Annotated in this window: 18 protein-coding genes; 11 read left to right on the top strand and 7 right to left on the bottom strand. The window is 71.4% G+C overall.

Annotated elements, in window-relative coordinates; translation table 11 throughout:
* Nucleotides 1–1,196, bottom strand: a 1,196-nt coding sequence (locus J1C73_RS03385) for a molybdopterin-dependent oxidoreductase (RefSeq protein WP_207315017.1), incomplete at its 3' end; no start/stop codon positions are given.
* Between the two features lie 157 nt (nucleotides 1,197–1,353).
* On the opposite strand from J1C73_RS03385, the gene polA reads away from it, so the two are divergent.
* Nucleotides 1,354–4,065 (top strand): DNA polymerase I, encoded by a 2,712-nt coding sequence (polA, locus tag J1C73_RS03380; protein ID WP_123469388.1) that lies wholly within the window; start codon nucleotides 1,354–1,356, stop codon nucleotides 4,063–4,065.
* Between the two features lie 28 nt (nucleotides 4,066–4,093).
* Here the strand turns inward: polA and J1C73_RS03375 are convergent, their stop codons facing one another.
* On the bottom strand, nucleotides 4,094–4,966 hold the full coding sequence (locus J1C73_RS03375; protein ID WP_207315016.1) for a DUF4184 family protein: 873 nt from the start codon (nucleotides 4,964–4,966) through the stop codon (nucleotides 4,094–4,096).
* Between the two features lie 186 nt (nucleotides 4,967–5,152).
* Between J1C73_RS03375 and J1C73_RS03370 the strand changes: the two genes are divergently transcribed.
* From J1C73_RS03370 to pgfA, 3 genes are all read left to right on the top strand, one after another.
* Nucleotides 5,153–6,841 carry a lytic transglycosylase domain-containing protein gene (locus J1C73_RS03370; RefSeq protein WP_207315015.1) on the top strand — a complete coding sequence of 563 codons (1,689 nt, stop codon included), beginning with the start codon at nucleotides 5,153–5,155 and terminating at the stop codon, nucleotides 6,839–6,841.
* Between the two features lie 137 nt (nucleotides 6,842–6,978).
* Nucleotides 6,979–7,116: an SPW_0924 family protein gene (locus tag J1C73_RS03365; protein ID WP_123469382.1), complete on the top strand. Its 138-nt coding sequence runs from the start codon at nucleotides 6,979–6,981 to the stop codon at nucleotides 7,114–7,116.
* Between the two features lie 92 nt (nucleotides 7,117–7,208).
* On the top strand, nucleotides 7,209–8,216 hold the full coding sequence (pgfA, locus tag J1C73_RS03360; protein WP_207315014.1) for a cell envelope lipid trafficking protein PgfA: 1,008 nt from the start codon (nucleotides 7,209–7,211) through the stop codon (nucleotides 8,214–8,216).
* Here the strand turns inward: pgfA and hrpB are convergent.
* Entirely contained in the window at nucleotides 8,203–10,707 is a 2,505-nt protein-coding gene (gene hrpB, locus J1C73_RS03355) for an ATP-dependent helicase HrpB (RefSeq protein WP_207315013.1), read from the bottom strand. The two genes, pgfA and hrpB, sit on opposite strands and share 14 nt — an antisense overlap.
* A gap of 63 nt (nucleotides 10,708–10,770) precedes the next feature.
* On the bottom strand, nucleotides 10,771–11,583 hold the full coding sequence (locus J1C73_RS03350) for a class I SAM-dependent methyltransferase (RefSeq protein WP_207315012.1): 813 nt from the start codon (nucleotides 11,581–11,583) through the stop codon (nucleotides 10,771–10,773).
* A gap of 398 nt (nucleotides 11,584–11,981) precedes the next feature.
* Here J1C73_RS03350 and rpsA point away from each other — a divergent pair, with 398 nt between their 5' ends.
* The gene (gene rpsA / locus J1C73_RS03345; protein ID WP_123469373.1) at nucleotides 11,982–13,502 is read left to right on the top strand and encodes a 30S ribosomal protein S1; all 1,521 of its coding nucleotides are present in this window, start codon (nucleotides 11,982–11,984) and stop codon (nucleotides 13,500–13,502) included.
* Nucleotides 13,503–13,596: 94 nt separating this feature from the next.
* On the opposite strand, the gene J1C73_RS03340 is transcribed toward rpsA, so the two are convergent.
* Nucleotides 13,597–14,559 carry a right-handed parallel beta-helix repeat-containing protein gene (locus J1C73_RS03340; RefSeq protein WP_207315011.1) on the bottom strand — a complete coding sequence of 321 codons (963 nt, stop codon included), beginning with the start codon at nucleotides 14,557–14,559 and terminating at the stop codon, nucleotides 13,597–13,599.
* 538 nt (nucleotides 14,560–15,097) lie between these two features.
* Between J1C73_RS03340 and J1C73_RS03335 the strand changes: the two genes are divergently transcribed.
* The 3 genes from J1C73_RS03335 to J1C73_RS03325 all read left to right on the top strand — a co-directional run bounded on the left by J1C73_RS03335 (nucleotide 15,098) and on the right by J1C73_RS03325 (nucleotide 17,230).
* Nucleotides 15,098–16,036, top strand: a complete 939-nt coding sequence (locus J1C73_RS03335; RefSeq protein WP_207315010.1) for a PAC2 family protein — start codon at nucleotides 15,098–15,100, stop codon at nucleotides 16,034–16,036.
* A 131-nt stretch (nucleotides 16,037–16,167) separates the two neighbouring features.
* On the top strand, nucleotides 16,168–16,770 hold the full coding sequence (gene coaE / locus J1C73_RS03330) for a dephospho-CoA kinase (RefSeq protein ID WP_207315009.1): 603 nt from the start codon (nucleotides 16,168–16,170) through the stop codon (nucleotides 16,768–16,770).
* A 91-nt stretch (nucleotides 16,771–16,861) separates the two neighbouring features.
* Nucleotides 16,862–17,230: a tetratricopeptide repeat protein gene (locus tag J1C73_RS03325; RefSeq protein ID WP_123469365.1), complete on the top strand. Its 369-nt coding sequence runs from the start codon at nucleotides 16,862–16,864 to the stop codon at nucleotides 17,228–17,230.
* Between the two features lie 44 nt (nucleotides 17,231–17,274).
* Here the strand turns inward: J1C73_RS03325 and J1C73_RS03320 are convergent, their stop codons facing one another.
* Nucleotides 17,275–17,553, bottom strand: coding sequence for a DUF6343 family protein (locus J1C73_RS03320; protein WP_207315008.1), 279 nt, complete (start codon nucleotides 17,551–17,553; stop codon nucleotides 17,275–17,277).
* Nucleotides 17,554–17,631: 78 nt separating this feature from the next.
* Between J1C73_RS03320 and J1C73_RS03315 the strand changes: the two genes are divergently transcribed.
* A complete protein-coding gene (locus J1C73_RS03315; RefSeq protein ID WP_207315007.1) occupies nucleotides 17,632–18,750 on the top strand; it encodes an ADP-ribosylglycohydrolase family protein in 1,119 nt (372 codons plus the stop codon).
* Between the two features lie 163 nt (nucleotides 18,751–18,913).
* Nucleotides 18,914–19,609 carry a class I SAM-dependent methyltransferase gene (locus tag J1C73_RS03310; RefSeq protein WP_207315006.1) on the top strand — a complete coding sequence of 232 codons (696 nt, stop codon included), beginning with the start codon at nucleotides 18,914–18,916 and terminating at the stop codon, nucleotides 19,607–19,609.
* 87 nt (nucleotides 19,610–19,696) lie between these two features.
* On the opposite strand, the gene J1C73_RS03305 is transcribed toward J1C73_RS03310, so the two are convergent.
* Nucleotides 19,697–20,044 carry a hypothetical protein gene (locus J1C73_RS03305; protein ID WP_207315005.1) on the bottom strand — a complete coding sequence of 116 codons (348 nt, stop codon included), beginning with the start codon at nucleotides 20,042–20,044 and terminating at the stop codon, nucleotides 19,697–19,699.
* A 264-nt stretch (nucleotides 20,045–20,308) separates the two neighbouring features.
* Between J1C73_RS03305 and J1C73_RS03300 the strand changes: the two genes are divergently transcribed.
* Nucleotides 20,309–21,172 (top strand): slipin family protein (locus tag J1C73_RS03300; protein ID WP_242643652.1); only part of this gene is annotated, 864 nt, incomplete at its 3' end.

Here is a 21,172-nt window from a genome sequence, read left to right as displayed (position 1 = left end):
CCGGCGCCGGTCCGGCCGATGTTGCCGCGCAGCAGGAGGAAGTTGACGACTTCGCGGATGGTCGGCACGGAGTGCTTGTGCTGGGTGAGGCCCATGGCCCAGCACACGATGGTGCGCTTCGAGGCGAGGACCATCGCGAGGGCCTGTTCGATGGCGGCGCGGTCGAGGCCGGTGGCGGCGAGGGTCTCGTCCCAGTCCGCTTCGGCGGCCGCTGCCGCGAACGCCTCGTAGCCGTGGGTGTGTTCGGCGACGAAGGTTTCGTCGACGGCGCCCTCGGTCTGCAGGATCAGCTTGTTGAGGAGCCGGAAGAGGGCCTGGTCGCCGCCGATGCGGATCTGGAGGAAGAGGTCGGTGAGGGCCGCGCCCTTGATCATGCCGAGGGGGGTCTGGGGGTTCTTGAACCGTTCGAGTCCGGCTTCGGGCAGCGGGTTCACCGAAATGATCTTCGCGCCGGCGGACTTGGCCTTCTCCAGGGCGGAGAGCATCCGGGGGTGGTTGGTGCCGGGGTTCTGTCCGGCGACGATGATCAGGTCGGCGCGGTGCAGGTCCTCCAGGGAGACGGAGCCCTTGCCGATGCCGATGGTCTCCGTCAGTGCCGAGCCGGAGGACTCGTGGCACATGTTGGAGCAGTCGGGCAGGTTGTTGGTGCCGAATTCGCGGGCGAACAGCTGGAGCAGGAACGCGGCCTCGTTGCTGGTGCGCCCGGAGGTGTAGAAGAGGGCCTCGTCGGGGGAGCCGAGCGCGCCGAGCTCCTCGGCGATGATGGCGAAGGCGCGCTCCCAGGTCACGGCCTGGTACCGGTCGGCCCCGTCGGGCAGATACACAGGTTGCGTGATGCGTCCCTGCTGGCCGAGCCAGTAGCCGCTGCGGGTGGCGAGATCGGCGACCGGGTGGGCGGCGAAGAAGTCCGGGGTGACGCGGCGCAGTGTCGCCTCCTCGGCGACGGCCTTGGCGCCGTTCTCGCAGAATTCGGCCGTGTGCCGCTTGTCGCCCTCGGGCCAGGCGCAGCCGGGGCAGTCGAAGCCGTTCTTCTGGTTGACCTTGAGGAGGGTCTGCGCGGTGCGGCGCACCCCCATCTGCCGCTGGGCGATGCGCAGGCTGTGGGCGACGGCGGGCAGCCCGGCGGCGGCGCGCTGGGCCGGTTCTACCTCCGGTGCGTCCTGGACCGGGTCACCTGCGGGCGGCTTGGTGGCCATCGTGTTCCCCTTTGAGCCGGCTGCGGACCGTGCGGGGTCCGCTGTGCGTGTTTCCTTGTCCTTTGATCCTGGCACGCGGCGGGGGCGGGCGGCCCGGGAGTGGTCGCGGGGCCGTCGCCGGTCCGGAATGTCAGTGGTACATGGCAGGATCGGGGGCGTGGCTGAGACGGCATCGAAGAAGACGGCAGACAACCGACCGCGCCTGCTCCTGATGGACGGGCACTCCCTGGCGTACCGGGCGTTCTTTGCGCTGCCTGCGGAGAATTTCACGACCGGGGCGGGGCAGCCGACGAACGCGGTGTACGGCTTCGCGTCGATGCTGGCGAACACGTTGCGTGACGAGGCGCCGACGCATTTCGCGGTGGCGTTCGACGTGTCCCGCAAGACCTGGCGCTCGGAGGAGTTCCCCGAGTACAAGGCGAACCGGTCGAAGACGCCGGACGAGTTCAAGGGGCAGGTCGAGCTGATCGGGGAGCTGCTCGACGCGATGCACGCCGACCGGTTCGCGGTCGACGGCTTCGAGGCGGACGATGTCATCGCCACGCTGGCGACCCAGGCCGAGGCGGCCGGGTTCGAGGTGCTGATCGTCACCGGTGACCGGGACTCGTTCCAGCTGATCACGGACAACGTCACCGTGCTGTACCCGACCAAGGGTGTCTCGGAGCTGACGCGCTTCACCCCGGCGAAGGTCGAGGAGAAGTACGGGCTCACCCCGCAGCAGTACCCGGACTTCGCGGCGCTGCGCGGTGACCCGTCGGACAACCTTCCCGGCATTCCCGGGGTCGGCGAGAAGACGGCCGCGAAGTGGATCAACCAGTTCGGTTCGTTCGACGAGCTGGTGGCGCGGGCCGAGGAGGTCAAGGGCAAGGCCGGGCAGAATTTCCGCGACCACCTGGACGCGGTGCGGCTGAACCGGCGGCTGACCGAGATGGTCCGTGACGTGGCGCTGCCGAGGACCCCGGCCGACCTGGAGCGCGCCCCCTACGACCGCACCGCGGTCACCGGTGTGCTCGATGTGCTGGAGATCCGCAACCCGAGCCTGCGCGAGCGGCTGCTGGCGGTGGACCCCGGCGCCGCCGAGGACGAGGCACCGGCACCCGCCGCGGGCATCGAGCTGGACGGCTCGGTGCTGGGCGCGGGCCAGGTCGCCCCGTGGCTGGCCGAGCACGGCGGGCAGCCGCTCGGCGTCGCCACGGTCGACACCTGGGCGTTCGGCAGCGGCACGGTCACCGAGATCGCGCTCGCCGCGGCCGGCGGGGCCGCCGCCTGGTTCGACCCCTCGCAGCTCGACGAGGCCGACGAGCAGGCGTTCGCGGCCTGGATCGCGGATGCCGGGCGGCCGAAGGTCATGCACAACGCGAAGAGCGCCATGCGGGTCTTCCCGGAGCACGGCTGGCGGATCGGAGGCGTCTCGATGGACACCGCGCTCGCCGCCTACCTGGTCAAGCCCGGCCGGCGTTCCTTCGCACTGGACGCCCTCGCGGTGGAGTACCTGGGGCGGGAGCTGGCCCCGGCGGCCGCCTCCGACGGGCAGCTGGCCTTCGGCGCGGACGACCAGGCGGAGGCCGACGCCCTGATGACGCAGGCCCGTGCGGTGCTGGATCTCGGGGACGCGTTCACGACGCGGCTGAAGGAGGTCGGTGCCGCCGAGCTGCTCCACGACATGGAGCTGCCGACGTCCATCCTGCTCGCCCGCCTGGAACGGCACGGCATCGCGGCCGACCGGGCCCATCTGGAGGGCATGGAGCAGCAGTTCGCGGGCGCGGTGCAGCAGGCGGTGAAGGAGGCGCACGCCGCGGTGGGCCGGGAGTTCAACCTCGGCTCGCCCAAGCAGCTCCAGGAAGTGCTCTTCGGCGAGCTGGGCCTGCCGAAGACGAAGAAGACGAAGACCGGTTTCACCACGGATGCCGACGCCCTGGCGTGGCTGGCCGCACAGACCGAGCACGAGCTGCCCGTCATCATGCTGCGCCACCGCGAGCAGGCGAAGCTCCGGGTGACGGTCGAGGGCCTGGTCAAGACGATCGCGGCGGACGGCCGCATCCACACCACGTTCAACCAGACGGTGGCGGCGACGGGCCGGCTCTCCTCGACCGATCCCAATCTGCAGAACATCCCCGTCCGTACGGACGAGGGCCGGGCGATCCGTCGCGGCTTCGTCGTCGGTGAGGGCTTCGAGTCGCTGATGACGGCGGACTACAGCCAGATCGAACTGCGGGTGATGGCCCACCTCTCCGAGGACGCGGGCCTGATCGAGGCCTTCACCTCCGGCGAGGACCTGCACACCACGGTCGCCTCGCAGGTCTTCGGCGTCGAGAAGCCGGCGGTCGACCCGGAGATGCGGCGCAAGATCAAGGCCATGAGCTACGGGCTGGCGTACGGTCTCTCCGCGTTCGGCCTCTCCCAGCAGCTGAACATCGAGGCGGGCGAGGCCCGCGGTCTGATGGACACCTACTTCGAGCGGTTCGGCGGGGTCCGCGACTATCTGCACCGGGTGGTGGAGGAGGCCCGTGCCACCGGCTACACGGAGACGGTCTTCGGCCGCCGCCGCTACCTGCCGGACCTGAACAGCGACAACCGCCAGCGCCGGGAGACGGCCGAGCGGATGGCGCTCAACGCACCGATCCAGGGCACGGCCGCGGACATCGTCAAGGTCGCGATGCTCCACGTCGACCGGGCGCTCACCGAGGCGAAGCTGGAGTCGCGGATGCTGCTCCAGGTGCACGACGAAATCGTGCTGGAGATCGCCGCGGGTGAGCGCGAGCAGGTGGAGCGCATCCTGCGCCACGAGATGTCGACGGCGGTGCGGCTGCGCGCGCCGCTGGACGTGTCGGTCGGCGTGGGCAGGGACTGGGAGTCCGCCGCGCACTGACGGACAGGGCTTCGGGGGCGTCCCGCCCTCAGTCGTCGGACGGGCTCGTCTTCCGGGCCCGTCCAGCGACGGGGAGCGACGGTGCGCCGGTGCCGCCGCGGCCCGGGAGCCGCATCCACACCCCGTACAGCACCAGTCCCACCGCCAGTCCGGCGCCCGCGCCGAAGCACGCGGTCGGGATGATGTCGAGCGGTGTGTCGAGGTGCCCGAAGTACGCGTACCAGCGCGCGCACCGGTGCACGATGCCCAGCAGCACGCACAGGCCGATGGCGCCGCCCGCGTACCACCGGGCCCGGCGGTCGAGCACGGGTACGGAGGCCGGCGCCGGCTGTTCGCCGGTGCGCCGCAGCGCGGACACGGTGAACCAGGTGAGCACGGTCAGCGCCAGGGCCGAAGTGCCGTACTGCACCAGCTGGAACACCGGGTACCCGCCCGCGTTCCGGCCGAGCACCGGCACCAGCCGCACCCCCCACCGGCCGTGGTGAGTGAACGCGTCCCAGACGACATGCGTACCGGCCCCGATGACCGCCGACGCCACGAACCACGCACCGTCCCGGACACCCCGCGGTCCCCGCCCCGGTGCACGGCGGGCTCCCCGCACCAGTGCGTACACCCGCCCCTGACGGTTGTGCGGCAGCAGCGCCACCAGCGGTTCGCGCAGCAGCAGCCACAGCGCGACGGTCGCCGCGGTGATGAGGACATCCACCGTGAACACGCCCCACACCGCGTGAGTCACCTGCCCGAACTCCATCGCGCCCGGAATGGCGGTGTCCGCGTAGTACGTGATGTCGGGGGCGAACGAACCGGCGACGAGGGCCGAGGCGACGAGCGGCCCGCGCCCCGTTCCGTCGCGGTGGAGCCCCGGCAGGACGGCTGCGGCATGGCTGAGGGTGAACGGCATGGTGGAAGTATGTGTGAGCCGCCGTCACGGAAGCGCCGCCCCCTGTACACCTGGTGATCCGGAACGTGAGAAACCGGTGAGAAGCGGTAAGGCCGCTGTGTTCGGGCGGCACAAGTTGCCGTAGGGTCGCCTGAGTCCAGGCGCAGGGGAGCGCGGACAGCCGACGACGGGGAGGGCCCACACGTTATGGCAGTGCAATTCGGTCGCCGACTGCGCAGAGGGGCGACCACCACTGCTGTGGCCGCCGCCGCTGTCGCGGCACTCTCCGCCTCGCAGGCCCCCGGTTCGCCCCTGGTCGCGTCCGAGGACGACCAGCCGGCCGCGGGTGCGACGCCCTCGGACGACAACGCGGCCTCCGGCAACTCGCCCTACTTCACGGACCTGCCGCCGCTGAACACGCCCGACAAGCCCGGTGCCTCAGTCGATCTGCCGGTGACGGGCAGTGCTGAATCGGGCATACCGGCCTCGATCCTGGCGGCGTACAAGAAGACCCAGCAGACCGTCGCGGGCACGGACGCCGCCTGCCGGCTGCCGTGGCAGCTCCTCGCCGCGATCGGCAAGGTCGAGTCCGGCCAGGCCCGCGGCGGCCGCGTCGACGCGCAGGGCACCACGCTGTCCCCGATCCTCGGCCCGGCCCTCAACGGCCAGGGGTTCGCCCTGATCAAGGACACCGACAACGGCGCCTACGACGGCGACTCGACGCACGACCGCGCGGTCGGCCCGATGCAGTTCATCCCGTCCACCTGGGAGACCTGGGGCCAGGACGGCAACGGCGACGGCCGCAAGGACCCCAACAACATCTACGACGCGGCGCTCGCCGCCGGACGCTACCTCTGCGCCGGCTCCCGCGACCTGTCGCTCGCCGCGGACCTGGACCGGGCGGTCCTGAGCTACAACCACTCGGACGAGTATCTGCGTACCGTCCGCTCCTGGTTCGACTACTACAAGCGCGGCACTCATGAGGTCCCGGACGGCAGCGGCGTCCTGCCGGCCGGCCTCGGCACCGGTACGGACACCCCGCGGTCCGGCCGCCCCGACACCACGAAGTCACCGTCACCGTCGCCCTCGCCCTCGCCGCACGGTTCGACGACGCCGAAGCCTCCTTCGAAGCCGAGCCCCACCCCGACGGACCCGGGCGGTCCGGCCGGCAAGCCGTCGTACCCGCCGCCCACTCCCGACCCCACACCGTCCCAGACCCTGGCCGGGCTGAAGAACGCGGGCACCGGCCCGCTGACCGCCACGGCGGGCGACGCCTTCGCCGAGCGGATCAAGGTGCGGGCGCGGAACGGCTTCGGCGGTCCGCTCGCCAAGGTGTCCGTGACCTTCGCCATCACCGGGGACACGGACGCGGCGTTCGCCGGCGGGAAGCGCACCGTCATCCTCGCCACCGGCGCCGACGGCACGGTCACCGCACCGGTGCTGAAGGCGGGCGAGAAGGCGGGTGAGTTCGCCGTGCGCGCGACGGCCACCGGCACCTCGCTGCCCGCAGTCAGCTACCCCGCGACGGTCACCGCCCGGCAGGCCGACGCGATCGCCAGGACCGACACCGAGAAGCTGACCGCCGCGCCCGGCGCCACCTTCGCCGACATCGAGGTCGCGGCCACGTACAAGAAGGCGGTCGCCCACGGCGTCGCCGTCACCGCCACCATGATCACCGACGACGAGAAGCCGGTCGAGAACGACAAGGGCCCGTACTTCGAGGAGAAGGACGGCAAGCAGGTCCGTTCCCTCACGGACCTGAGCACCGACGCCGACGGCAAGCTCGTCCTCCCGAAGATCCACGCCGGCGACACGGCGGGCACGTACAAGCTGCGCCTCACCGCCGAGGGCGGCGCCACCGTCATCATCGAGCTCACGGTCGAGGCCGCGGCCTGACCGAACCGTCACCCGGAACAGCCCCTTCGCCGAGACCTGGCGGAGGGGCTGTTCTACGTGTTCTCATCTCGCGCCCCGGTTGCTACGGTGCCCCAGCCCTGACGACCCATCAGCTACGCGCTCCCGGGAGGCCGAGCATGCGTGCCCTCGTCGCCGCCGCCATCGGACTGGCCGCCGCTCTCGCCCTCGTGCTCACCATCAGCGCGGTGGGCGCACCACCCGGCGAGACCTCGCCCAAACCCCTGCTGACCACGGTCCCGGGCCCCAAGAACTAGCCGTCCGCACCGCGCAACGCCGTCCGCACCGCATAGCGCCGTCACACCGCACAACGCCGTCCGCACCACGGAATGCAGAGGGAGGACACCCCATGCGCCGCCGAGCCAGCCTCGTACTCCTGGCCTTCGCCGTCTTCTTCGCCGCACTGTCGCCGCTGCTGCGCTGGTACGCCTTCCCGCGGCTGGCGAAGATCCCGCCGAACCAGTACCAGGAGACGGTGCTGGAGGCGAAGCCCGCGACTTTGCTCGACTACAGCACCCTCACGGCCAAGAAGGTCGACAAGATCACCATCGTGCAGACCCTCAAGGGCAATGTGGAGGAGTCCGAGAAGATCGAACGCAGCGCCGGCCGCGACGTCGTCGTCTGGGACGCCCTCTCCTACGTCCAGGGTCCCGACGGCAAGATGGTCTCCAAGATCCCCGAGCGCTACATCTTCGACGCGCACAGCCAGGCCCCGGTCCACGCCACCGGCGAAATGGTCGACGGCGACCGGGTCAGCCGCGAGGGCATCGAGTACAAGTGGCCCTTCCTCACCGAGAAGCGCGACTACGAGTACTTCGACGCCCAGACCCGCACCAGCTCGCCCATCCACTACAAGGGCACCCAGACCTTCCGCGGTCTGAAGGTCTACTACTTCGAGCAGACCGTCCCGTGGACCAAGGTCCCCATGCCGAAGACGATGCCCATCAAGGGCATCACCCCGCAGCAGATCGCCAAGACCGGAATGACCCGCTGGTACACCACCAAGCGGATGTTCTGGGTCGACCCCGTCACCGGGGCGCCGGTCAACGGCGAGGAGATCCACAAGGAGGAGATGCGGAACGCGAAGGCGATGGGCATGCCCGAGGACACCGTCACCGTGTTCGCCGGGGACGTGAAGATGCGCGAGGACTACATCGCCTCGATCGTCGACCAGGTCAAGTCCCAGCGCCTGCTGGTCCTGCTGCTGACCTCGTACCTGCCCTGGGGCTTCCTCTTCCTCGGCGCCGCGCTCCTGGCCCTCGCGCTCTGGCTGGAGGCGCGCTCCCGGCGGCCGGGCACACCGAGGCCGCACATCGCACCGGATCCCGTCCCCGACCCGGAACCTACTCCCGCTTGAGCCGGGCCTTGGTGAACCGGGTCGCCTCCACCGTCGTCGGGTCCTCGGGCCACGGGTGCTTCGGATAGCGGCCGCGGAGCTCCGCGCGCACCGCCTTGTAGCCCTCCCGCCAGAACGACGCGAGATCGGCTGTCACCGCGGCCGGGCGGCCGGCGGGGGAGAGCAGATGGACCAGGACCGGTACCCCGGCCACCCGCGGGGTCTCCTGGAGCCCGAACAGTTCCTGGAGCTTCACCGCGAGCACGGGCTGCGCCCCGCCGTACTCCACCCTGATCCGCGAACCGCTCGGCACCTCGATCCGCTCCGGAGCCAGCTCGTCCAGCCGGGCCGCCTCGCCGGTCGCCCACGGCAGGAGCCGGCGCAGCGCCTGCCCGGCGTCGATCCCGGCGAGCGCGGAGCGGCGCCGGGCCCGCGACAGCTCGGGCTCCAGCCACTCCTCGGTACGGTTCAGCAGCGCCTCGTCCGACACATCCGGCCAGGGCGCGCCCAGCTCCCGGTGCAGGAAGGCCAGCCGCTCCCGCAGCGCTCCGCTGTCCCGGGTCCAGCGCAGCAGGCCGAGACCCTCCCGCCGCAGGCCCTCCACCAGGGCCTCGCGGACCAGGGCGGGTTCCGGCTGCTTCAGCGCGCGCGCCGACAGCTCGATGGCGCCGAGGCGTTCCACCCGGCGGGCCACCACGTCGCGGCCGTCCCAGCGGACCTCCTCGCCCGCGAACCGCAGGTGCCCGGCGGCCAGCCGCGCCGTGTCCTCGTCGATCACCGCGGCGAGCCGGACCCGCGCGGACGCCGACTGGGCCGGACGGTCCGCGACCGCGACCGCGAGCCACGCCGCACTGCGCAGCCGTGAGCCGTCCCGCAGCTCCGCGCCCGTGCCGGACGCCATCAGGAACGTCCCCTCGCCCCGGGCCCGCGCCACCCGCTCCGGGAAGGCCAGGGCCGCCACCAGGCCGACGGCGGCATCGTCCGGGCCGGATCCGCCGCCGCCGTCGGCGCCCTTGGACGAGGAGGACAGCCGCCGTACCTCCTGGCGCCAGCGGGCCGCGTAGGAGTCCTTGCCCTGGCGCGCGGTGCGCAACGCGGCCGCCAGGTCGTCCCCGTACTCCCGGGGCGGTTCCTCGCTCAGCAGCGCCACCACCTCCGCGGCCCGGCGTCCGCCGACCGAGGCCGCCCCGTCCAGCAGCGCCCTGGCCAGCCGCGGATGCAGCCCCAGCCGCGACATCCGGACACCCCGCTCGGTCACCCGCCCGTCCGGGCCCACCGCGCCGACCGCGGTGAGCACCTCGTGGGCCGCGCCCATCGCACCGGCCGGGGGCGCGTCGAGCAGCGCGAGTCCGGTTGCCCGCGGATCGCCCCAGCAGGCCGCCTGGAGCGCGAACGCCGCCAGGTCGGCCACCTTGATCTCCGGGGAGGGGAACCGCGCGAGCCGCCCGTCCTCGGCCTGCTCCCAGCAGCGGTAGACCGCCCCGGGCGCCTCGCGGCCGGCCCGGCCCGCGCGCTGGCGGCCCGACGCCTGCGAGGCCCGTACCGTCGTCAGCGCGCTCAGACCGCGGGCGTGATCGGTGCGCGGCTCCCTGGCCAGCCCCGAGTCGACGACGGTCCGCACCCCCGGCACGGTCAGCGACGACTCCGCCACCGAGGTCGCCAGCACCACCCGCCGCCCTTCGGCCGAACCGGCCAGCACCGCGTCCTGCACCGCCGCCGGGGCCCGCCCGTGCACCTGCAGCACCTCGGCCGCGACGCCGGACAGCTGCCCCGCCACCCGGCCGATCTCGCCGACCCCGGGCAGGAAGCACAGCACGTCGCCGTCCCGCTCGGCCAGCGCCCGCCGCACCACCGAGGCGACATGGGCCAGCAGCGCCGGATCGACCCTCATCCCGTGCGGCGGCTTCACCGGCCGGACCGGTGGCGCCCAGACCACCTCCACCGGGTACGAGACGCCCTGCGCCTCGACCACGGGGGCGTCGCCGAGCAGCCGGGCCCAGCCCTGCGCGTCCGTCGTCGCCGACGCGGCGACCAGGCGCAGATCGGGCCGGATCGCCGCCCGTACGTCGAGGAGGAACGCGGCCACCGTGTCCGCGTCCAGATGGCGCTCATGGCACTCGTCGATGATCACGGCATCGATTCCGGACAGCTCCTGGTCGCGCTGGAGCCGCTGCAGCAGCACCCCGGTGGTGACCACCTCCACCACGGTGTCCGGCCCCACCACCCGTTCCCCGCGCACGGTGAACCCGACCCGCTCGCCGGCCCGCTCACCGAGCAGCCAGGCCATCCGCCGCGCCGCCGCACGGGCCGCGATCCGCCGGGGTTCGGCGACCACGACCCGGCGCACCGGTCCGTCGCCGGTCAGCCCGGCCAGGACCAGGGGGACGAGGGTGGTCTTGCCGGTGCCGGGGGGCGCGCACAGCACGGCGACACCGCGGTCGTCGAGGGCCCGCCGCAGTGCGGGCACGGCGGTGCGGACGGGCAGCTGGTCCAGGGCGTCGGTGCGGATCACGCCCCCAGTCTCGTACCCCCGGGGACCGGCCCCTTCACCGGACGGTGTTCAGCCCCGCACGCATCAGTCCCGCGCGCAGACGAAGATCGCGGTTCCGGGGATCAGGTTGCCGCGCAGCGGCGACCAGCCGCCCCACTCCTGGCTGTTCCAGGCGGGCCACTCCGGTTCCACCAGGTCGACCAGGCGGAATCCGCCCGCCACCACGTCCCGCACCCGGTCACCGAGCGTCCGGTGGTGCTCGACGTACACCGCGTCGCCGTTCTCGTCCTGCTCGACGTAGGGGGTGCGGTCGAAGTAGGAAGCGGCGACGGACAGGCCCTCGGGCCCCGGTTCGTCCGGGAAGGCCCAGCGGACCGGATGCGTGACGGAGAAGATCCAGCGGCCGCCGGGGCGCAGCACCCGGTGCACCTCGCGGAACACCTGGGCCGGGTCGGCCACGAACGGCACCGCGCCGTAGGCGGAGCAGGCCAGGTCGAAGCTGCCGTCGCGGAAGGGCAGCACCCCGGCGTCGGCCTGGACCAGGGGGATGCCGTCGCCGATCCGCAGGGCGTGCTGGAGCTGGCGGTGCGAGAGGTCCAGGGCGACCGGGCGGGCGCCCTGGGCGGCCAGCCAGCGGGAGCACTGCGCCGCGCCCGCGCCGATCTCCAGGACGTCCAGGCCCTTGAGCGCCGGTGCGGGGCCGAGCAGTCCGGCCTCCGCCTCGTCGAGCCCCTCCGGGCCCCAGACGAACCGGTCGTCGCCGAGGAAGCCGCCGTGGTCGCTCTGGTACTCGTCCGCGTTGCGGTCCCACCAGCCTCGGCTGGCCCGGCTGCTCTCGGCCTCGTCCGCGCCGCGGCGTGTCGCCTCGGGCTCGGCCTGGTGGATCTCTTGGCTCATCGTGTCCGTCGCTGTAGTTTGCCTTCACCCCGTCGTACGCGGTACGTACCAAGGGGGATCTGTGAATATGGAACCCGTGTGTCCGGGAATTCACCGGGGCCGATGTGGCCTCGGTGAACACGAGTTGTGCCGGGTATGGGGTGTTCCGCCCCTGGTGTGCGCCTTCGCGCATTGACCGTGCCCTGCTGCGCCCGTATGCTACAAGTTGCGCTGCGAGCCTGCGCGCCTCAGACCTAGCAGGCCGCGCTCGCATCTGTTGTATGTCCCCTCGGTTCACGAGGCGCCTCCCGCTCGCGGGATTCGGCGCTTCCCGGGCTGTCCGGCTTCTGCAGAGGCGATACGGGCTCACGGCGTAGCAGTACCTACGACTCACTGTCCGTACCGGAGCCCTTTCCCACATGACGAGCAGCACCGAGACCACCGCCACCACTCCGCAGGTTGCGGTCAACGACATCGGCGACGCGGACGCGTTCCTCGCGGCGATCGACGAGACGATCAAGTACTTCAACGACGGCGACATCGTTGACGGTGTCATCGTCAAGGTTGACCGCGACGAGGTTCTCCTCGACATCGGTTACAAGACCGAAGGTGTCATCCCGAGCCGCGAGCTCTCGATCAAGCACGACGTCGACCCGAACGAGGTCGTCAAGGTCGGCGACGAGATCGAGGCCCTGGTTCTCCAGAAGGAGGACAAGGAAGGCCGCCTGATCCTCTCGAAGAAGCGCGCTCAGTACGAGCGTGCCTGGGGCACCATCGAGAAGATCAAGGAAGAAGACGGCATCGTCACCGGTACCGTCATCGAGGTCGTCAAGGGTGGTCTCATCCTCGACATCGGCCTCCGGGGCTTCCTGCCGGCGTCGCTCGTCGAGATGCGCCGCGTCCGCGACCTCCAGCCGTACGTGGGCAAGGAGCTCGAGGCCAAGATCATCGAGCTGGACAAGAACCGCAACAACGTGGTCCTGTCCCGCCGTGCCTGGCTCGAGCAGACCCAGTCCGAGGTTCGCCAGACGTTCCTCACGACCCTCCAGAAGGGTCAGGTCCGCTCCGGCGTCGTCTCCTCGATCGTCAACTTCGGTGCCTTCGTGGACCTGGGTGGCGTCGACGGTCTCGTGCACGTCTCCGAGCTGTCCTGGAAGCACATCGACCACCCCTCCGAGGTTGTCGAGGTCGGCCAGGAAGTCACCGTCGAGGTTCTCGACGTGGACATGGACCGCGAGCGCGTCTCCCTGTCGCTCAAGGCGACGCAGGAAGACCCGTGGCAGCAGTTCGCCCGGACGCACCAGATCGGGCAGGTTGTTCCCGGTAAGGTCACCAAGCTCGTTCCGTTCGGTGCGTTCGTGCGCGTCGACGAGGGCATCGAGGGCCTGGTCCACATCTCCGAGCTGGCCGAGCGCCACGTGGAGATCCCGGAGCAGGTCGTCCAGGTCAACGACGAGATCTTCGTCAAGGTCATCGACATCGACCTCGAGCGTCGTCGCATCAGCCTCTCGCTGAAGCAGGCCAACGAGTCCTTCGGTGGCGACCCGGCCTCGGTCGAGTTCGACCCGACGCTGTACGGCATGGCCGCGTCGTACGACGACCAGGGCAACTACATCTACCCCGAGGGCTTCGACCCCGAGACCAACGACTGGCTCGAGGGCTTCGAGGCTCAGCGCGAGGTCTGGGAGACCCAGTACGCCGAGGCGCAGACGCGCTTCGAGCAGCACCAGGCCCAGGTCATCAAGTCCCGCGAGGCCGACGAGGCCGCTGCTGCCGAGGGCGCTGCTGCCCCGGCCGGCAGCGCTCCGGCTGCCTCGAGCGGCGGCGGTGGCGGCGGTGGCGGTTCGTACTCCTCGGAGTCCGCGGACAACTCCGGCGCCCTGGCGTCGGACGAGGCCCTGGCTGCCCTGCGCGAGAAGCTGGCGGGCGGCCAGAGCTGACGCTCTGACCCTCCGGCCGGTCATCGGCTGCAGTAGATGAAAGTGAGGCCCGCTCCCTTCGGGGGGCGGGCCTCACTCATGTCCGCGATGGCCGCTACGGGGTGACGGCGATGTTGGTCAGGCCCTTGCCCCCGGTCACCGTGTTGCTGCCGCGGACCGTGGTGGCACAGCTCGTGCTGTAGTTGGTGACGTTGAACGCGAGCTGTTTGTCGCCCGTCGAGCCGGACAGGTCCGAGGTGTTGTCGCGGAAGACGGTCCCGCAGCCCCAGCCGCTCTGCTGGGTGTGCGTCTCGTAGCCGTTGTTGGTCGTACGGGAGCCGTGGTTGCCCTCGACCAGCACGCCGTTGCCCTTCACGTCGACCCAGGAGTCGTCGTAGTTGGCCCCGGTCAGCCCGCTGCCGTCGAAGGTGTTGCCGACGATCCGTGCACCCGTGGTGCCCTCCTTGATGTCGACGTTCTCGCCGCCGACATCCGGACCGATCGTGTTGTCCAGGATCTGGACCCGGTCGCTGTTGTCGGAGAGATCGCCCGCCGTGCCGACGTAGACGCCCTCGCCCATGCCGCGGCCGTCGTGCCCGGTGTCGTAGATCCGCGAGTTCCTGATGACGCCGTCGCTGCTGGACTTGCGGAAGTGGACGCCCTCCATGTCGAGGTCGTGCACGGTCACCGAGTCGATGACGACGCCTTTGGCGCCGTCGGCCATGATGCCCTTCTGGCCGCCGGAGACGGTGATGCCCTTCACGGTCCAGTACGAGGCGCCGTTGAGGTGCAGTCCGTAGCCGCCGCCGGCCGTGAGGACCGCCCCGGCGGAGCCGGTCAGGGTGATGCGCGCGGAGGCGGTGCCGGGGGCCGTCGCCTTGAAGTTGCCGGTGTACGTGCCGTTCGCGAGATGGATCGTGTCACCGGGACCGGCCGCGGTGAGGGCCGACTTGAGCTGGGCCGCGGTGCTCACCTCGATGACCGTCGCGGCACCGGCGCCGCCGGCCGAGGCGAGGACCAGGCCGCCGGTGGCGAGGGCGGTGGACAGCAGGGCGGGGAGCAGTGTGCGGGTGCGCATGGGGGTGCCTTCCCGTCGAAGGATTCAGGTTCAGGGTTCTCGTACGTGAACGTGGGGCGAGGTTCTGAACTTGCTGCCCGTGAACGTAGGGACGGAGTGACGCCGTGTCAAGGTCTGGACCATTGCCGGGGCGGAGTGGCGGACGGTGCGGGCGGAGGGAATCACGCCCCATGCGCGCGTAACTGACGGCCCGTAACGCGGCCTCGCGGGTCGGCGGACTGCGGACCCGGCCGGATTCCGCAGTGGACCCGGCGGGATTCCGCAGTGGTCACCCTCGACTTCCGTCGTGAACTCGGCGCTCCCGTCGAGGCGTTCGTCGACCTGCACGCCAACGCCTGGCTCCACGAAGGGGAAGCGGGTATGAGGAGGGCGGGCATGGGGCCCGGCGCGGAAGGCCGATACGGAAGGCCGATACGGAAGGGGGCCACCGCACTGCACTCGCGGGTACGTGGGTAAACACCCCGTGAAGGGGTGCGGCAGGGAATGCCCGTGCCCCTCGGGACGTTCTTCTTCAGGAACACAAGGAGGAGCGGTAACCGTGGCTGATCCGCAGAGTTTGTACGAATGGGACCCGAAGGGCCTGGCTGTCGTCGACATGGCGCTTGCCCAGGAGTCGGCCGGCCTGGTCATGCTCTACCACTTCGAGGGGTACATCGACGCGGGGGAGACCGGTGAGCAGATCGTCGACGGTCTGCTCGAATCGCTGCCCCACCAGGTGGTGGCCCGCTTCGACCACGACCGCCTCGTCGACTACCGCGCACGGCGCCCCCTGCTGACCTTCCGGCGCGACCGCTGGACGGCGTACGAGACCCCGACGCTGGACGTCCGGGTGGTCCAGGACGCCACGGGAGCCCCGTTCCTGCTGCTGTCCGGGCCGGAGCCGGACGTGGAGTGGGAGAGGTTCGCCGCCGCCGTCGAGCAGATCGTCGAGCGGCTCGGGGTGCGCCTGGCGGTCAACTTCCACGGCATTCCGATGGGCGTCCCGCACACCCGCCCCGTCGGCGTCACCCCGCACGGCAACCGCACCGACCTCATGCCCGGCCACCGCAGCCCGTTCGACGAGGCGCAGGTGCCCGGCTCCGCCGAGGCGCTCGTCGAGTACCGGCTGATGGAGGCCGGACACGACGTACTCGGTGTCGCCGCCCATGTGCCGCACTACGTCGCCCGCTCCGCCTACCCGGACGCCGCGCTCACCGCGCTGGAGTCGATCACGGCGGCGACCGGACTGGTCCTGCCGGCCATCGCCCACGCGCTGCGCACCGAGGCGCACCGCACCCAGACGGAGATCGACCGCCAGATCGGGCAGGGCGACGAGGAACTCGTCTCGCTGGTCGAGGGCCTTGAGCACCAGTACGACGCGGTGGCGGGCTCCGAGACCCGGGGCAACCTGGTCGCCGAGCCGCTCGACCTGCCGTCCGCCGACGAGATCGGCCTCGAATTCGAGCGGTTCCTGGCCGAACGGGAAGGCGACAGCTGACCGTCGGCACCACGACCGCCCTGCGTCCATCCGCCGCTCCGGAACGGCGACGCAGGGCGGCCGGTCCGGCCGCAGACCCGGCACCAAGGGCGCCCGCCAGGGATGACGGGACATCCCTTAGGCTGCCGCCCATGCTGAAAGTGGGCCTGACCGGTGGAATCGGCGCCGGCAAGAGCGAAGTGTCACGGCTGCTCGTCGGCCACGGAGCCGTCCTCATCGACGCCGACCGGATCGCGCGCGAGGTCGTCGAACCCGGCACCCCCGGGCTCACCGCTCTCGTCGAGGCGTTCGGCACCGGGATCCTGACCCCGGAGGGCACTCTGGACCGGCCGAAGCTCGGCTCGATCGTCTTCTCCGACGCCGAACGGCTCGCCGCCCTCAACGCGATCGTCCACCCGCTGGTCGGTGCCCGCTCCGCCGAGCTGGAACGGGCCGCGGGCCCCGACTCCGTGGTCGTCCACGACGTCCCCCTCCTCACCGAGAACGGCCTCGCCCCCCTGTACGACCTGGTCGTCGTCGTCGACGCCGCCCCAGGGACCCAGCTGGAGCGCCTCGTGCGACTGCGCGGGATGACGGAGTCGGACGCCCGTGCCCGGATGGCCGCGCAGGCCACCCGTGAGCAGCGGCTCGCCGTCGCCGACCTGGTCATCGACAACGACGGACCGGTCGAGGCCCTGGAGCCGCAGGTCCGCGAGGTCTGGTCGCAGCTGGTGCGGAGGGCCGCGGCGGGCTGACCCCGGAGCTGGTGCGGCGGGCGGACCCGGACCGGAATACCGGACCCTGGAGCGACGTTCACACCGAGGTGCCCGAGGGAAGGATGCGACTGTGCCCGAGAGGAACCCGGAAACCCACGTCATAGACTTCCGCGCGGCCGAACAGCTGCTGGCCGCGCGCGATCCCCGGGGTGCCGTGAAGCTGCTCGACTCGGTGATCGCCTCCCACCCCGAGAACACCGCCGCCCGGCTGCTGCGTGCCCGCGCCTTCTTCGCGGCCGCCCAACTGCGCCCCGCCGAGCTCGAATTCGAACTGGTCCTGGAGCGGGAACCGGACAACGCGTTCGCGCACTTCGCGCTGGCCCGGACGTTCGAGCGGGCCGGCCATCCGGAACGGGCAACCCGTCACTTCAGGCTCGCGGCGGCGCTCGACCCCAACCCGGAGTACCTGAGGGCCGCCCGCTTCGACGCGGAGGGCTGAGGCCGGTCGCCGCGTACCGGCCCGCCCGCCGCCGGGGAGCGTGGTCAGTGCCCGTACCGCCGCCGTCTCCCGTGCTCCGCTTCGTGCGGCGGGACGGTGCGGCCCGGCTGGAAGCGCGGGCCCTGGTGGATGCGGTGAACGACCACGGCCAGATCCACCAGCACCAGCACGAGCAGCACACCGCATACGGCCGCCCACCCCGGGCGGCCGGTCAGGGTGAATGCCGTCAGGCCGAAGACGGCCCAGGCCAGGCCCCATAGACTCAGCCAGAGCCGCATTCGCAGAGCACTGAGTGCAGTCGTCGGTTCACTACCGGTACGCATGGCGATCGCCTCTCCTACCAGCATGGACCCGCGACGGCGGAATGCGGCGGACCGACGAGAGAGGGTGGGGTGCCGGCGATGAGCGGTACGGCATGGGGGAACGACTCCGTCCGAAGGGCCCGGGTCCGAGGGTGTCTGCTGGGCGGGGCGATCGGGGACGCGCTGGGCAATCCGGTGGAGTTCCTGTCGCTCGCGGGTATCCGGCGGGCACACGGAGAGCAGGGCGTACGCGGTCTCACGGCCGACGAGGACGGGGTGGCCGGGCGCGTCACGGACGACACCCAGATGACGCTCTTCACGGCCGAGGGGCTGATCAGGGCCCACTCCCGGGCCATGCTCAGGGGAATCGGCGGCGCCGAGACCGCGGTCATCAGGCACGCCTATCTGCGCTGGCTGGACACCCAGAACCACCCCGCGCCGCCCGGCCGCGAAGGGGACGACCTCGTCCGCACCGGCTGGCTCAGGCAGCAGCCCTGGCTGTACGCGCGCCGCGCCCCCGGCAACGCCTGCCTGACCGGGCTCACGGCGGGGCACACTCCCGACCCGATGGCCCCGCTCGGCGAGCCCGGCCCGGTCAACACCGGCTCCAAGGGCTGCGGCACGGTGATGCGCTCCGCCCCCTTCGGCCTGACCGGCCAGAACGCGGGTGCGAGCTTCGGGCTGGCCGCCCGCTGTGCACAGATCACCCACGGTCACCCCACCGGCGCCTACGCGGCCGGCGCGCTCGCGGCGATCGTCTCCCATCTCCTGGACGGCGACTCGCTGCCCGGTTCCGTACTGCGGGCCATGGAGCTGCTGGCCCGCCACCCCGGGCACGAGGAGACGACCGCCGCGCTCCGGGCGGCCTTCGAGCTGGCCGCCCAGGGCGCCCCGAGCGCGGAGAAGGTGGAGTCGCTCGGCGCGGGCTGGGTGGCCGAGGAGGCGCTCGCCATCGCCGTGTACTGCGCACTGGTTCTGCCGCGTGCCGCTCAGGTGGACGAGGCCCTGCTGCTCTCGGTCAACCACTCGGGCGACAGCGACTCCACCGGCGCCGTCTGCGGCAACCTGCTCGGCGCCCACCACGGCGACGTGCACCTTCCGCCGTCCTGGCTGGTGCTCACGGAAGGGCGGGCGGTGATCGCCGAGGTGGCCGATGACCTGTCCCTGGAGTTCGAGCACGCGGTCCAGTGGCCGTCCGGCCGCTACCCGGGGTGCTGAGGTGAGCTGAGGGCGCGGGCCAGCCGGTCAGCAGCTCGGCGCGCAGCCGGCTCGGTACGGCCGCTGCTGCTCGGTGTCGGTGGGGCTGTTCAGGGAGGCCGAGCGGCCCCTGGTCACGGTTCTGGACGGGAACGGCCCCCGGCGACGGTTCGTTCGGCGATGTATGAGCGGACAACTGGTACGTGAGGGCTATTCAGGGACCGGTCCCGGCGCGATCACCCCGGACGGCTGCGCCGTGGAGTTGTACACCCGGCTGTCCGTCGGCAACGAGCCGGATGTGATCGCCGGGGCCGTGCCCGCCGGGTCGAGGATCCTCGAACTGGGCTGTGGGGCGGGCCGGGTGACGCATCCGCTGATCCGCCACGGTTTCGACGTCACCGCGGTGGACGAGTCGGCGCAGATGCTGGAGAAGGTGCGCGGCGCGCGTACGGTGCGGAGCCCCATCGAGGCCCTGGAGCTCGGTGACGAGACGTTCGACGTGGTGATGCTGGCGTCGTTCCTGGTGCACTCGGGCGAGCACCGGGTACGGGACGGACTGCTGCGGACCTGCCGGAGGTACGTGCGCGACGGCGGGGTGGTGCTCATCCAGCGCGAGGGTCCGGACTACCACACCGGACTCCCGAGGGAGCGCGTCGAACCGGCCGGGTACACGCTGCGGATCGTCTCCTCGCGGCCGGTTGGTGACGGGGTGCGCTCGGTGCGCGCCGAGTACGAGTTCGACGATGCCCGCTGGTCGCAGACGTTCCTGTCGCGGCCCCTGTCGAAGGAACAGTTCGAGGGGTATCTGGCGGCGGCCGGTCTGGGCGTGGACCGCTATCTCACGGATGACGGCGTCTGGGTGCGGGCCGTGCCCGGGTAGCGGCGCGGGCGGGTCCGTTCACCCGGCGCGGCAGGTCCCGCACCCGGTGCGGTACCTGCCGGATCAGCGGCCGGTCGGCGGACGGGCTCAGTGGACCGTGCTGAAGCTGCGCCAGGGCAGCGAGCTGGGCGCTCGCACGTCGGTGAGCGTGGTGGCGAGGTAGGTCGTACCGGGTCCGGTGCAGTCGCGTGTGCGGTACAGGATGATGTCGATCAGGGTCCCGTTGGCCACTTCCTTGGCACCCGCGGGGGCGAGCGGGTGGCAGCCCCGGACCGAGGGGCTGTTCACCATGATCACGGCCTCCCGCTCGGTCGTGTAGGTGACCGGACCGACAGCGGTCCGGCCGAGGCCCGAACAGCCCGCGACGGTGAGGGTCAGGAGGGCCGTTGCGGCTGCGGTGCCGAGACGGCGGCGTCGGTTGTCGATCACGGGCATGGGCAGGTCCTCGTCTGTCTCGTCCGGCTCATCCGTACGCACTCCGTCACGCCGTCCCCGTACGCCACGGGGGTACGTGCTGACGCTGGTCACCTTGCCCGCTCTCCGGCGGCCCGGCATCCGGGAGACGGCCGGGCGGGCTACGGGTGCACGGAAGGTACGGACAGAAGTTCGACCGATGCCCAAACAGGGCATACCGTGGTAATAGCGCCTTATGTGGCGCGAAGTGAGTGTTCCGACGTCTTCGGCTGGCAGGGGGCCGTCATGGTCCAGGAGCTCTTGATCGCTTTGGTTGTGGTGGTTCTGGCGGGTCTCGCGTACACAGCGGCCGCCGCCCGGGTCGTCAAGCAGTACGAGCGGGGTGTGGTGCTCAGGTTCGGCCGGCTCCGGAACGACATCCGAGGGCCCGGATTCACCATGGTGCTCCCCGGCGCGGAACGGCTGCGCAAGGTCAACATGCAGATAGTGACGATGCCGGTGCCGGCCCAGGACGGGATCACCCGGGACAACGTCACGGTGCGGGTGGACGCGGTCATCTACTTCAAGGTGGTCGACGCCGCGAGCGCGGTCGTCGAGGTGGAGGACTACCGGTTCGCCGTCTCGCAGATGGCGCAGACGTCGTTGCGTTCGATCATCGGCAAGAGCGACCTGGACGATCTGCTGTCCAACCGGGAGAAGCTGAACGAGGGCCTGGAGCTGATGATCGACAGCCCCGCGGTCGGCTGGGGCGTACAGATCGACCGGGTGGAGATCAAGGACGTCTCGCTGCCGGAGACGATGAAACGCTCCATGGCGCGTCAGGCCGAGGCGGACCGTGAGAGGCGCGCCCGGGTCATCAACGCGGACGCGGAGCTGCAGGCGTCGAAGAAGCTGTCCCAGGCGGCCGCGGAGATGTCCTCCCAGCCCGCGGCACTGCAGCTGAGGCTGCTCCAGACCGTGGTGGCGGTGGCCGCGGAGAAGAACTCCACACTGGTGCTGCCGTTCCCGGTGGAGCTGCTCCGCTTCCTGGAGCGGGCACAGCAGCCGACAGCGCCGCAGCAGGCCGTGCAGGCCGCGCCGCAGATGCCGAAGGCCCCGGCCGGGACGGCGCCGCCCGTGGCGCCCGCGCCGGCGTCCTCACCGGCCGGG

It is taken from the genome of Streptomyces laculatispora (genome assembly GCF_017353455.1).
Classification (GTDB): Bacteria; Actinomycetota; Actinomycetes; order Streptomycetales; family Streptomycetaceae; genus Streptomyces; species Streptomyces laculatispora.
This window is presented reverse-complemented; position numbering and strand designations above follow the sequence as displayed.

Coding starts and splice junctions, on each gene's coding strand:
- J1C73_RS03375 (WP_207315016.1), bottom strand. CDS start 4,966: ATGCCGTTCACCCTCAGCCATGCCGCAGCCGTCCTGCCGGGGCTCCAC.
- J1C73_RS03370 (WP_207315015.1), top strand. CDS start 5,153: ATGGCAGTGCAATTCGGTCGCCGACTGCGCAGAGGGGCGACCACCACT.
- J1C73_RS03365 (WP_123469382.1), top strand. CDS start 6,979: ATGCGTGCCCTCGTCGCCGCCGCCATCGGACTGGCCGCCGCTCTCGCC.
- pgfA (WP_207315014.1), top strand. CDS start 7,209: ATGCGCCGCCGAGCCAGCCTCGTACTCCTGGCCTTCGCCGTCTTCTTC.
- J1C73_RS03350 (WP_207315012.1), bottom strand. CDS start 11,583: ATGAGCCAAGAGATCCACCAGGCCGAGCCCGAGGCGACACGCCGCGGC.
- rpsA (WP_123469373.1), top strand. CDS start 11,982: ATGACGAGCAGCACCGAGACCACCGCCACCACTCCGCAGGTTGCGGTC.
- J1C73_RS03340 (WP_207315011.1), bottom strand. CDS start 14,559: ATGCGCACCCGCACACTGCTCCCCGCCCTGCTGTCCACCGCCCTCGCC.
- coaE (WP_207315009.1), top strand. CDS start 16,168: ATGCTGAAAGTGGGCCTGACCGGTGGAATCGGCGCCGGCAAGAGCGAA.
- J1C73_RS03320 (WP_207315008.1), bottom strand. CDS start 17,553: ATGCGTACCGGTAGTGAACCGACGACTGCACTCAGTGCTCTGCGAATG.
- J1C73_RS03315 (WP_207315007.1), top strand. CDS start 17,632: ATGAGCGGTACGGCATGGGGGAACGACTCCGTCCGAAGGGCCCGGGTC.
- J1C73_RS03310 (WP_207315006.1), top strand. CDS start 18,914: ATGAGCGGACAACTGGTACGTGAGGGCTATTCAGGGACCGGTCCCGGC.
- J1C73_RS03305 (WP_207315005.1), bottom strand. CDS start 20,044: ATGCCCGTGATCGACAACCGACGCCGCCGTCTCGGCACCGCAGCCGCA.